The sequence below is a fragment of the Candidatus Hepatincolaceae symbiont of Strigamia maritima genome (genome assembly GCF_055505085.1).
Genome location: NZ_DBKDTU010000050.1, coordinates 1 through 12,999 on the forward strand (window position 1 = coordinate 1; position 12,999 = coordinate 12,999).

At 30.0% G+C, this 12,999-nt stretch carries 9 protein-coding genes; all 9 read right to left on the minus strand.

The features are described 5' to 3' along the window. Positions 1 to 16: 16 nt before the first annotated feature. The 9 genes from ACQCX0_RS01130 to nrdF all read right to left on the minus strand — a co-directional run bounded on the left by ACQCX0_RS01130 (position 17) and on the right by nrdF (position 12,685). Complete coding sequence (locus ACQCX0_RS01130; protein ID WP_462562278.1) at positions 17 to 1,609, minus strand: peptide ABC transporter substrate-binding protein; 1,593 nt, start codon at positions 1,607 to 1,609, stop codon at positions 17 to 19. A 598-nt stretch (positions 1,610 to 2,207) separates the two neighbouring features. Next, positions 2,208 to 3,617 (minus strand): M16 family metallopeptidase, encoded by a 1,410-nt coding sequence (locus ACQCX0_RS01135; RefSeq protein WP_462562279.1) that lies wholly within the window; start codon positions 3,615 to 3,617, stop codon positions 2,208 to 2,210. Positions 3,618 to 3,624: 7 nt separating this feature from the next. Beyond that, positions 3,625 to 4,947 (minus strand): M16 family metallopeptidase, encoded by a 1,323-nt coding sequence (locus tag ACQCX0_RS01140; RefSeq protein WP_462562280.1) that lies wholly within the window; start codon positions 4,945 to 4,947, stop codon positions 3,625 to 3,627. Positions 4,948 to 4,998: 51 nt separating this feature from the next. Then, a complete protein-coding gene (locus ACQCX0_RS01145) occupies positions 4,999 to 5,487 on the minus strand; it encodes a DUF3035 domain-containing protein (RefSeq protein ID WP_462562282.1) in 489 nt (162 codons plus the stop codon). A gap of 3 nt (positions 5,488 to 5,490) precedes the next feature. Beyond that, positions 5,491 to 5,985: a signal peptidase II gene (gene lspA, locus ACQCX0_RS01150; protein WP_462562283.1), complete on the minus strand. Its 495-nt coding sequence runs from the start codon at positions 5,983 to 5,985 to the stop codon at positions 5,491 to 5,493. A gap of 8 nt (positions 5,986 to 5,993) precedes the next feature. Beyond that, entirely contained in the window at positions 5,994 to 8,786 is a 2,793-nt protein-coding gene (ileS, locus tag ACQCX0_RS01155) for an isoleucine--tRNA ligase (protein WP_462562284.1), read from the minus strand. After that, entirely contained in the window at positions 8,770 to 9,828 is a 1,059-nt protein-coding gene (ribF, locus tag ACQCX0_RS01160) for a bifunctional riboflavin kinase/FMN adenylyltransferase (protein WP_462562286.1), read from the minus strand. Before ribF ends, ileS begins: the two co-directional genes overlap by 17 nt. Positions 9,829 to 9,959: 131 nt before the next feature. Then, positions 9,960 to 11,633, minus strand: coding sequence for an energy-dependent translational throttle protein EttA (ettA, locus tag ACQCX0_RS01165; RefSeq protein ID WP_462562287.1), 1,674 nt, complete (start codon positions 11,631 to 11,633; stop codon positions 9,960 to 9,962). An 89-nt stretch (positions 11,634 to 11,722) separates the two neighbouring features. Then, positions 11,723 to 12,685, minus strand: a complete 963-nt coding sequence (nrdF, locus tag ACQCX0_RS01170; RefSeq protein WP_462562289.1) for a class 1b ribonucleoside-diphosphate reductase subunit beta — start codon at positions 12,683 to 12,685, stop codon at positions 11,723 to 11,725. Positions 12,686 to 12,999 lie beyond the last annotated feature (314 nt).

Sequence of the window (12,999 nt, forward strand, 5' to 3'; positions counted from 1 at the left end):
ATATTAAAAACAATCATTATTCTGCTAGAGATAGAAATCTGGTAGGATGCCTATCTAACTCGGTACTTTGCCAACCTTTAACTCTCTTTGAAACTAGATTCTTAACTACATAATAATATATAGGAATTATAGCGTTGTCATCTATTAACATTTGTTCCGCTTGATTATAGAGTTGCATTTGTTTAGCAGTATCAGCAGTTTGTATAGCCTCTAAAAAAGCTTTATCATACAAAGGATTATTATATTTAGAAGTATTATTCGCAGCATTACTGGTAAATAAATAAATAAAAGTACTAACATCTACGTAATCAGCAACCCAACCGGCTCTACCTACCTCAAAATTAGCTGCTCTCATATCACCATAATGTACTGCTACTTCTTTATTAAATAATTTGGCATTAACTCCTATTTTCTGCCACATTGAAGCTATTGCTATTGCTATAGTTTTATGAGCTTGCATAGTATTATAGGTAATTTCCACAGTTAGAGGATTTTTTGATGAATAACCAGCTTCGCTCAAAAGTTTTTTTGCTTCGGCTATGCGTTGTTTCATAGTTAGATTTTTCCAATCAGGCTGTGCTGTGGTGTACCCTTTAAAACCGTTTGGTACAAAATTTAGAGTTGGTACTTCACCGGTTTTAGTTACTTTTGAGGTAATAAAATCTCTATCTATTGCTAAATTTAAAGCTTTTCTTACTCTGATATCTTTAAACTTAGGGTTAGTCATATTAAAAGAAAAGTAATAGGTTCCCAAATAAGGTGCGATGTGAGCCTCATCTTTTAAATTTTTCATTACCCAACTGTATTGATTGTTAGTAAACGCAATTATATCAATTTCTTTAGCACGATACCTCTTTAATATAGCACTTTCATCTTCTTGGGTATAATAAACTATATTATCAATCTTGGTATTTTTATTATCATAAAAATTTTTATTTCTTGTTGCCTTTACATAAGACTTCGGCTTCCACTCTACTAACTTATAAGCCCCATTACTTACCATATTACCAGGTTTAATCCAATCTTTACCGTATTTTTCAACTACATGTTTTGGTAATGGGTTAAAAACATAAAAAGCTAGTAATTCAAGAAAATAAGGAGCAGGAGCAAGTAGAGTAATTCTTAACGTATAGTTATCTATAACTTTTACTGCTACACCTGCTTTATTACCTTTTCCTTGATTAAACTCCTGAGCTCCCTTAATTAAATAAGCTAAACTAGCATAAGGAGCTGCGGTTTTAGGATCTAACAATCTAGTAAATGCAAATTCAAAATCATGAGCTGTAACTGCTCTGCCATCAGACCATTTAGCATCTTTACGGAGGTAGAAAGTATAAGTTTTACCATCTTTTGAGATATTATATTTAGTAGCCATAGCTAAAGCATTACTACCATCAGCTAAGGTTTCAGTTAGGCCTATAAAGAGGTCTATTGCTATTTTATTCTCCCAAGTACCACTCATTAAGTTAGGATCTAATGTTGCAGGCTCTCCTCCTACAGAGATGTTAATAGTATCCTTATTACTAGCTATACTTACTTTAGTATAGCTAAAAATCATAGCTATTGTAATAAGGCTTATTATCCAGAGAACTTTTGTATTTTTTAACATTTTAACCTCCTATTCTTTATTTTTTACTAATACCTGATTTTAGCATACTTTAATCTTTGATTAATTACAATCTTATTTCTTTAGCAAACAGAAAAAATCATAAAATTTACAATTATAAATTGTTTAAAGAGTACTTAACTCTATACTATAAGCAGAAATTATAAAGCCATACAAGAGTACTTAAACTAAGGTATTTCTATCAGGGAACGTGTAGAAGAAACAGTAATTTTGGAAGAAAGCATACAAAAGAGTTGTAGACATACAAACGTAATTGGTAAAAGTATGATTTTAAAATGGTATAAATTTTATAATTAAATATGTTATTTTTGTAGTATGAACAATTTAATAACACTTTAGGATAGTTTAAATAGCGATAATTTTTGACTGTTTACGGTATATTTTTTATATTTATTAGAAAAAGCTTTTTAAAATAAATAATAATATCTTATAGTTATGAGATTTATTCTAGTACAAAACTTTGTTAATTCGATCCGTTTAAACTAATCTAATTATATTTATCTTAAAAAGATTTTTATTTTTTTACTATGAACTTGTCACCATTCCTGGCATACTTACCTATACTATTACCCTATAATAACTACTTATTTATCTGTGCATCATTAATCTTTGATTTTACATTACTAATAATAATAGTTAAAAACCCTTTAGAGAGATATTTATCTATAATCTGCTCAACATCTGCTCTAGATACTGTAGCCTCATATCTTTGTATTATGTTTTGTAAATTAAACCCTAAAACTTGTAATTTTGCCAAAGTAAAAGCACTACTTTGAATAGATTGAAATTGTGATAAGTACTGAGTTATAAGCCAAGCTTTAGTATCAGCTATTTTAGTAAAATCTATTTGTTTACGTTGTACTTTATCCATAACATTCCTAAAAGTTGCCATAACCTCTTTAGTATTATCATCTCGTGTATTTGCTGTTACCTGCCAAAAATTTCCATATTCTGAAACAAAAGTACTACCTGAGATATTATAAACTAACCCTTTTTCTTTTCTAATTTTTTCCATTAATATGGAATTTAATCCCCAGCCGGCTAAAAGAGTAGTAATAAGCATAAAAGATTGTCCCTCAATAGAGGTTAGTTCTGGCATAGGATAGATAAAATAAATTTTAGTTTGAGTAAAATTATTATTATGAATATGAATAACTTCATTAGTAATGTTAGGGTTAGTTTTGGTTGGTAAGGTTAAGGTTTTTGTTTGTTTATTAAACTTTAAAAAAATTTTTCTAATTTCCTGTTCTAATTCATACTTATTAATATCCCCGCTTACACCAACATATACATTTTTATTTAATAAAGTATTCTTAAAAGCTACCAAATTCTTAACTTGCAAATTTTTAATACTCTTCTTAGTACCAATAGATGCTCTAAAGAGGTTATTTTTAGGAAATATAGCTACAAGTACTGCTTGCTTTGCCATATAATTCGGATTTTGTTCAGCAAATTGTAATTTATTAAGTTGTGAACTTTTCACTAATTCTAGTTCTTGACTTTTAAAACTTAATTCATTGAGTATTAAATCTAAAACTAAAAAAGCTTTCTTTCTATAGAAGCTTAAACTAGTAATATTGATTTCTAAGGTATCTCTTGTAGCATTGGTATTAACCCTGATAGAAAATTCATCTAACATTTTATGAAACTCTTGTGCTAACATTCCCCCAGCACCACGGAGCATCATTTGTGAGAAAATATCACTAATCCCCTCTTCTCCTATAGGATCTAATGCAGAACCTCCTTTAAATATCACTGAAATCGTAATAATTTGCTTAGTAGTATCTTGTAAAAATAAACCTTTAAGTTCACCAACTCCTAAGGAAAATTCAGAAATACTGTTTAAAACCTCAGGTAAGCGAGTTCCTAAATGATTTTTATTAGGAGTTAGGAAATAATAAATTACTACAACTAAAGCTACACACAATACTGTTAAAAGATAATATAACTGTTTAAAGTTAAACATAGGTTGCTCGTTTCTTATTCGCATAATAAAATTATTCCTTTTGTAAATATGCTCTTAGAGGTTGTTTAGTTAATAGTTGCTTAATATAAAAATTAACTTCATCAGTATCTACAAAAAAGAGATTAGAACCTAGTTTTCTAGTTTCTTCCACACTTAAGCCACTCATAATATTATTTGCAAAAAACATGAGGTATGAAAAGTTATCATCATGCAAAAAAGTAATATTATCCCTGATTTTTCTTGCGGCCAAACGAATTGCCTTAATAGTGAATCCTTTGTGTAGAATTTTATTAATCGCCAAAGTTAGTTCTTGTTGCAAGGTATTAAGAGAGATCTTATCATTAGGAACTAAAATAATGTTAAATGAAGTATTTAGTCTGCTATTTACGTTATAACTTACTCCTATATTAGTAATTATTTTCTTTTTTAAAACTAATTCCTCATATAAATAAGAAGATTTACCGGAAAGTAATTCTTCTAATAATACTAAAGCAGCAGTATTAATTTTTTTATGGGAATTATCTGTTAGAATTGATGGAGCTAAATAACTCTGTAAGAATAATTTTTGTTTAATTCTCTTATCTTTTACTCTAACAACAACTTCTGATATTACTTCCTGCTCATTATTCATTAAACGTGGTTCTTCAATAATTGGCTTCCGCAGATAACCATAATATCTATGGGCATAATCTTTTATTTCCCCAACATCAACATCTCCGATAATAAAAACTGCAGCATTATTAGGTACATAATATCTTTTGTAGAATTTTTTTGCAGATTGTAAATCTATGTTTAGGATATTTTCTTTATACCCAATAAGACTTCTACCATAATTACTATTAGGAAAAATATAAGTAGCAATTATTTCCATAAAACTACTTAGCGGATTATTGTCAACAATCATTGAGCGTTCTTCTAAAATTACTTTTTTTTCCCTATCAAAATCATCATTATCAAAAACTAACCATTGCATTCTATCGGCTTCTAACTCCATTATAGAATATAAATAAGGTTCTGCTATGGTAATATAATAGGCTGTAAAGTCTTGATTGGTAAAAGCGTTATATGTTCCTCCGGTTTTTTGCATTAGGGTTGTGAAATCTTGAACTGAAAATCTATTAGTACCCTTAAACATCATATGTTCTACAAAATGTGCCATGCCTTCCTGACTACTTGGATCATCAATGCCTCCAACCTTATACCAAGTAGAATAAGTAACTATAGGAGAATTATTTTTAATAATATAAAAGGCTAAACCGTTGGGTAGTTTAAAATTATAATATTCCTCAGCAAACAAAGATTTACTAAGAAGTATCACATATAAGACAGCAGTAACTAATACTTGTTTTACCATAAAATTACCTTTGTAACTTACTGTTTCTAATAATAACAATACATTATTATACTATAATCCTGTTTGTTTATTATTTATTTGTTTGGAATCTGTTTGTTTATTGTATTTATTATATTCTGCTAATTTATTAGGAAGTTCAACATCCTCTCCCTTAAAAATTTTACTAATAAAACTTGCATCTTTTTCTACTATTCCCAGCATTTCTTTATTTAAAACGTCTTTAATATTAGAAGTATCCTCAGTATATCCAGCTTTTTTTAAAAATTTTAAATCTGTAGTACTAAGGTTTTTTAAAGTTTTAGGATTTTGTTTTTGAAAAATAGCTACACGGGTTGCTTCTTTAGCTATATCTATATCTTTAGTTCTATTAGCTAAAACAGGTTCTTCCAAGGCATAATAAGGGGGCATAGTTAGCGGAGAGTTCACAACTATTAAATTACTATCTAAGACTTTTTTATTTTCCTCAAAAATAGTTTTTTTATTAACACAAGACACCAAAAATATAGTAACAACTAGTATGGTTATTATTTGTTTAGACACTATTTATAATCCTTTATTTGGTTTATTTAGATTCTTCTTATCTTTTATAATATCATAAATTAAAATTAAAGCAGATATTCCGATAAAAATATCTGCTAAATTAAATACAGGTAAACGATATTTGAAAAACTCAAAGGAAAAGTAGTCAATTACCGCACCATATTGAATTCTATCAAAAATATTACCCATTGCCCCACCTATTAAAAAACTAAAGGATACAACAATATAGATTTTATTGAGATTAAAGCAACAGTTAAATAAGAAAGTAATAATAAGTAAGGCTAATACTGAAACTGCTATAATTGCCCTATAATCATAATTGCTAAATAAGCTAAAACTAATACCGTGATTCCAAATTAAATCTAAGTGAAAAAAAGGTAGAATATAAATAGGTTCTGGATCATTCATAAAATAAAAAAATATAAGCTTTTTTACTAATTGGTCTGCCAATAACACTAGTAATATTATTATAAAAATTGTTAAAAACTTTTTCAGCATATTTGTCCCTATAAAGCACTTATAACATCATCACAACGCTTACATAAATCATTAAGCAAATTTTGTTCTATTCTCCAACATCTCACACACTTATCACCCTTAGCTTTGATAACTTTAACCAAAATATCTTCTTCTTTAACAAAATAATCTTGGAATTTCATAGTATTATCTTTGTTATGATATAATTCAAATTGCGAAGTAATACAGATTTCTGCTAAGTTTAAGTTTTTAATCAGGATATAATCCTGCTTACTAACTACTGCAATAACACTGGCTTCAAGGGATGAACCTATCAGTTTTTCAACCCTTTTTAATTCTAAAGTGGTGTTAACTATTTTTCTTAGTTTTTGTACAACTAACCATTTTTGATTTAGTAGTTCATTATGCCATATAGGATCTGTTTCTTCAAATCTTTCTAATAAAATAGAAGTTTTAGTAGTATTATTTTTACTAAACGCCTCTTCGGCTGTAAAAGAAATAAAAGGAGTGAGCCATTTAGTTAAAAAGTTAAATAAAATTTGCAACACAGTCATGCTTGATCTAAACTTAATATTATCTACCTTATCACAATATAAACTATCTTTTCTAATATCAAAATAAAAAGCAGATAAATCCTGAGAGGCAAAATTATATAAGCTACTAAATAAATCACGAAAATCAAAAGTTTCTAAAAAGGCTTTTTCTACTTTCTTTTCTAAAACTACCAATTTATATAATACCCATTGTTCTAATTCTTCTAATTCTTCATAAGGAAGTTGCATATTATTTTCAAAGTTAGCTAAATTACCCAATAAATATCGCAGAGTATTTCTAATCTTTCTATAAATATCTACTTGTTGAGCTAAAATATCTTGGGAAATTCTCACATCTTCATCATAATCAGCCGTTGCCACCCAGAGCCTTAAGATATCAGTACCGAATTTATCAGCTATTTCCTGAGGGATCATACCATTGCCTAAAGATTTTGACATTTTTTGCCCCTTAGAGTCTAACACAAAACCATGTGTTAAAAGCTTTTTAAAAGGAGTTTTCCCTGAGGTTCCAATTGATTCCAGTAAAGAAGATTGAAACCAACCACGATGTTGATCTGAACCTTCAAGATATAAGTCTGCCGGTTTTACTAATTCTTCTCTCTCTTCTAAGACAAAAACATGAGTTGCACCTGATTCAAACCAAACATCCACCACATCAAATACCGCTTTGTACTCTTCTTGATTATATTTTTGTGGGAGAAATCTAAAGACATCTCCTTTAAACCAAACATCACTACCTTGTGTTTCAAAAGCCTGAATAATATTATTCATAATAGATTCATCCCTAAGAGGTTCTGAGGTTTGCTTATTAACAAAAATAGCAATGGGAACACCCCAAACTCTTTGACGAGAAATACACCAATCAGGTCTATTTGCTACCATTGCCTTTAAACGATTCTTAGCAATTTTTGGAAAAAATTCAATCTCTTTCTCAATTGCCTCCAAAGTTTTACTTCTAATCTTCGTTTTATCCATAGAAATAAACCATTGGGAAGTTAATTTATAAATCAAAGGAGCTTTTGATCGCCATGAATGCGGATAACTATGGGTAATTTTTGTGGTAGCAAATAAAGTTTTTGCTTCTTGTAATTTTTCTATAATTAAAGGATTAACTTTAAAGATATGCTCCTTAGCAAAGATCGGAACAGAATCCTCAAACACCCCATTATCCTGTACATAATTTGGTATTTCTAAATTATGCTTTAATCCTAAGTAAAAGTCATCTTCCCCATGGGAAGGAGCATTATGTACAATCCCTGTACCGGTATCAGCACTTACAAAATCTGCTAAAAATGCAGGCGAGGTATAATCATATCCTAAATCGAACAAAGGATGTTTTGCTCTTACTTTCTCTAAATTAAGAGCACTTTTAAGCTCAATATACTCTATAACTCCTAATTCTGCAAAGATCTTAGCAACCAAGCTTTTAGCTAAAATTACCTTCGTATCCTTAGGAATACCATGCTTATTTTCTATGTTCGTTAACACGTACAGAGAATATTCTATATCTTTAGAATAAGATAATGCCTGATTTGCCGGTATAGTCCACGGGGTGGTAGTCCAAATCAGTATAAATGCCCCTATTAAATCAATATCAGTCGCACTACTTATTTCAAATCCCACGTAAATAGCATCAGAGATTTTATCATGATACTCAACTTCTGCTTCTGCTAAAACTGTTTGTTCAACTGTTGACCATAAAACTGGTTTCTTACCTAAATATAAAGAACCATCTAACAGGAACTTACTAATTTCTTTGAGAATTAGACTCTCAGACCTATACTGCATAGTAATATAAGGGTTTTTATAATCAGCAATTACTCCTAAACGTTTAGTCTCAGCCTTTTGAATCTCTATGTAATAGGCGGCAAAATCTCTACATTCCCGCCTGAATTCTAAGATAGTAACAACTTCTTTATCTAAACCTTGTTTTTTATATGTTTCTTCTATTTTCCACTCAATGGGTAATCCATGACAATCCCAACCTAATACTAAAGGAGCATCATAACCTAACATAGTATAACCCTTAACTATAATATCCTTAAGAATTCTATTTAAAGCATGTCCGATATGTAGACTTCCATTAGCATATGGTGGTCCGTCATGTAAAATAAATTTTTTATTACCTTTATTCTTAGTACGTAATTGCCCATAAATGTCTGCTTGTTCCCATTTCTCTAAAATAACAGGTTCTATCTTAGGAAGATTCGCCTTCATTTCAAAATCAGTTTTAGGAAGTCTGATAGTATTTTTATAATCTTGTGTCATGATTTTTTTTAGATACTCCCTGTAATATTTGTTTAGCAATGATACTATCTTTGGAAATCTGCGTTTTTAATTTTTCTAAAGAATTAAATTTTTGTTCTGCTCTGATTTTTTCTATAAATTCTACCCTAAGGTATTGATTATATAAATTACCTTCAAAATCAAAAAGATGAACTTCTAAAAGCTCTAATTTTTCATTATGCACGGTTGGTCTTATCCCAAAATTAGATATAGAATTATACACTACTTTACTATTATTAAGAAAGACTTTTGTTGCATATACTCCGTGATATAATTTAGCATATTTATGTATTTCTAAATTAGCAGTGGGAAATCCTATAGTTCTTCCCATTTGATTACCGTAAATAACCTTGCTAATAATGGTGTAATTTCTCCCTAACAAAGTATTAGCTTGTTTAATTTCTCCGGCTTTAATTAACTCTTTAATGAAGGAAGATGAAACCACCCTTTCAGCATTTTGCTGGTTAGAACTTTGCAGAGTTGAAGTTGGAAGTTCTGATGTTTCTAATGGTTGAGGGACAAGAATTTTAGTAGCAGGGAGCGTAACAAACTGAATATTATGCTCTTTAGTATAGGTTTTTAGGAAATCTGTACTAGAGATACGTCCCTTTCCTAAAGCAAAATCTTCTCCTACAACTAATCCGCCGATTTGTAAATATTCTCTTAAAAATTTTTCTAAAAATTCCAGAGCCGTTAAGGAATAAATAGAAGCAAAGTCTACTACAATAATGTTAGGTATACCTAATTCTTGTAAAAGTTCTAGTTTTTGCTCGTTTGTAGTTAAATAAGTAAATTTATCACCTAAAAAAAACTCTTTAGTAGAAGGACTAAAAGTAATCACACCAAAATTATCAGCTACTCCGAATTTATTAGCTAATTCCTTAAGAGTTAAGAAAATTGCCCTATGCCCCTTATGCAAACCATCATAATTACCGATACTAAAATAACCACCTGGTTTAATATTATTTTTTTTTTGCAATGCAGATTCTTGCAAAATAGATTTATTATCTAGGAATAGTAACATTAAATTTTACCTTTTTCTTAATATACATCGTACTGACTAGTTAAAATTACTTCTCAGAATAACAATATTATCACTTAATTAGCTCAACCATTATTTATTCTTTAAAGAAATTTTGGCATAGCATTATAAAATTATCTACTTAGAGGTTTATATTTAATTCTATGAGGTGTGTCAGTAGTAATACCTAATCTACTTCTGCGATTTTGTTCATATTCTTGATAATTTCCCTCAAAGAATTCAACTCTACTGATACCCTCAAAGGCTATAATATGTGTGGCAATTCTATCTAAAAACCATCTATCATGGGAAATTACTAACACACAACCTGCAAAATTTGCAATAGAAGCTTCTAGTGCCCTTAGTGTATCAACATCTAAATCATTAGTGGGCTCATCTAACAATAAAACATTTGCCCCAGATTTTAACATTTTAGCTAAGTGTACCCTATTTCTTTCTCCACCTGATAAGTTTTTAATAAGTTTTTGCTGATCTGCTCCTTTAAAATTAAATTGAGCAACATAATTTCTACTTTGAATTGTTTTAGTCCCTAAAGAGATTTCCTCAAACCCATCTGAGATTTCCTGCCAAACATTATGATTATCATTAAGAGTATCTCTGCTTTGATCAACATAGCCTAACACTACTGTTTCTCCGACTTTGATCTTACCGCTTAAGGGTTCTTCTTTTTTAGTTATCATTTTAAAAAGAGTAGTTTTACCTGCTCCATTAGCCCCTATAATTCCCACAATTGCTCCCTTAGGAATACTAAAAGAGAAATCTTCAATGAGTACTTTATCTTCAAAAGATTTGCTGAGATGCTCACCCTCTATTATCACATCTCCAAGTCTAGGACCTATGGGAATAATAATTTGTGAAGCATACATGTTGATTTCATTCTCTTGGGAGAGTAAATCTTCATAAGCTTGAATTCTAGCCTTACTTTTTGCTTGACGAGCTTTAGGAGATTTTGAAATCCATTCTAATTCTTGTTTTAAAACTCTTTGTTTAGCACTTTCTTCACGTTCTTCCTGAGCTAATCTTTTTTGTTTTTGAGAGAGCCATGCTGTATAATTTCCTTCATAAGGAATACCCTGCCCCCTATCTATTTCTAAGATCCATCCAGTTACATTATCTAAGAAATAACGATCATGTGTTACTATCATCACCATTCCTTTGTATTCCTGTAGATATCTCTCTAACCAGGCAACGGATTCCGCATCTAAATGGTTAGTAGGCTCATCAAGTAATAAAATATCAGGTTTAGATAATAACAACTTACATAAGGCAATTCTTCTTTTTTCACCTCCTGATAAATTAGTAACCAAAGCATTAGAGTCCGGGCACCTAAGAGCATCCATAGCCATTTCCACCTGTCTATCTAAATCCCAAGCATTAGTAGCTTCTATTTTTTGTTGAATTTCTGATTGTTCTTCAATTAGGGCATTCATTTCATCATCACTCATTTCCTCAGCAAATTTCATACTAATAGTAGCAAAATCATCTAAGAGTTGTTTTGTTTGCTTAAGAGCTTCTAAAACATTCTCTTTTACGGTTAAGTTAGGATCTAATTGCGGTTCTTGTGGTAAATAACCAACCGCTACTTTATCTCTTATCCAAATTTCTCCTGTAAACTCTTTATCTAATCCTGCAATAACCTTCATTAGAGTAGATTTTCCGGCTCCGTTCTGCCCTAAAATACCAATTTTAGCACCCTCAATAAAAGACAAAGATAAATCTTTTATTACCTCACGCCCACCGGGGTAAGCCATTCTTAAATGTTTAATTACCATTACATAGTTTGCCATTACTTAACCTCTTGATAGCTCTAGTTTGCCGGTAAATACCGGTATTATTTTGAATTAAAATTTTTTTGCTGATTGGTTTTTTAAATTTTCTAAAAATTAAAATCCTCATCACTTATTTTTTCTACCTTAGTAGTTTTAATATATCCGTTCCCTTTAGTTGAGAAAAAGTCATGATTCTTAGTACTTGTACCCATACCTCGTAGAGCTACGGCGTTAATATCTTCATCTTTAACATTAAAGGCAGAATTAAGTGCTAAATTCATTAGAGCTTTATCCGCATTATATTGTACAAAACTATCTACTTCTTTAGTTAACCCTAAAGGGGTGTACAGCTCATTGGTATATTTTTGCTCTATATTATAGAGTTGTTCTAAAATATTAGCAACTTCAGTATTTACTTCATTTTGAGTTTTAGTGTTTAAATTCTCAAATACATCCTGTGCCAATAAGCCTGTATAAACCCCATGTACGGACTCATCACGAATAATTAAGTTAATAATCTCTCCACTATTTACCATTTTCCCCTGTCCTGCTAAATAAAGTGGGTAAAAAAATCCTGAATAAAATAAGAAAGTTTCTAAAAAAACCGAAGAAGCCATAGCTAAATATAAATCTTTTTGACTATTAATATTATTATATCTGTTCAGAATAAGTGCTAATTTTTCCTGTAAAGAATTATGTTGTTGAACCCAAATAAAAATATCATCTATTTGCTGCATAGTACAAAGAGTTGAAAAAATACTACTATAACTTTTAGCATGCATATGCTCCATAAAACCCATATACCCTAAAACTGCTTTGGCATGTAGATTATCAACTGCCAAGGCTATTTTTGGCATGCCAACAGAACCCTGTTCCGTATCTAAAAGGGTAAGCCCACCTAATACTCTAGTATACACGAATTGCTCTTCTTTATTAAGATTCATCCATACAATTTTATCATCAGATAAAGGAATTTCTTCATCAATCCAGAATTGTCTAATATTTTGATCCCAAAACATTTTGGTAAATCCATTGTTAACTCTATTCCAATTAACTGCCTCTCTTGCCATTAAAGTACCCTATCTCATCAAAACTGAGTTTAATATTTTATATTTGTAAATTATTGTATCATGGAAAGTAAAATTTTTACCACTATTTTATATTTTAAATTAAGAATTTAGTAATTATTTTCCCCATCAATGGTACTTAATAGCAATTTAATTGCTTTCCTTACTAATTTTTAGCAATGATACGCTTGACGGAACTAAATAGTTATGATAACCTAAGAATATAGTAAGATATTTAAAGTTTTTAAGATGACAAAAGAATTAAAAGGCTTAGTAAGATTACAGAAAGAACTTAATACAGAAGTAAAATGCGTTAA

Coding starts and splice junctions, on each gene's coding strand:
- ACQCX0_RS01130 (WP_462562278.1), bottom strand. CDS start 1,609: ATGTTAAAAAATACAAAAGTTCTCTGGATAATAAGCCTTATTACAATA.
- ACQCX0_RS01135 (WP_462562279.1), bottom strand. CDS start 3,617: ATGCGAATAAGAAACGAGCAACCTATGTTTAACTTTAAACAGTTATAT.
- ACQCX0_RS01140 (WP_462562280.1), bottom strand. CDS start 4,947: ATGGTAAAACAAGTATTAGTTACTGCTGTCTTATATGTGATACTTCTT.
- lspA (WP_462562283.1), bottom strand. CDS start 5,985: ATGCTGAAAAAGTTTTTAACAATTTTTATAATAATATTACTAGTGTTA.
- ileS (WP_462562284.1), bottom strand. CDS start 8,786: ATGACACAAGATTATAAAAATACTATCAGACTTCCTAAAACTGATTTT.
- ribF (WP_462562286.1), bottom strand. CDS start 9,828: ATGTTACTATTCCTAGATAATAAATCTATTTTGCAAGAATCTGCATTG.
- ettA (WP_462562287.1), bottom strand. CDS start 11,633: ATGGCAAACTATGTAATGGTAATTAAACATTTAAGAATGGCTTACCCC.
- nrdF (WP_462562289.1), bottom strand. CDS start 12,685: ATGGCAAGAGAGGCAGTTAATTGGAATAGAGTTAACAATGGATTTACC.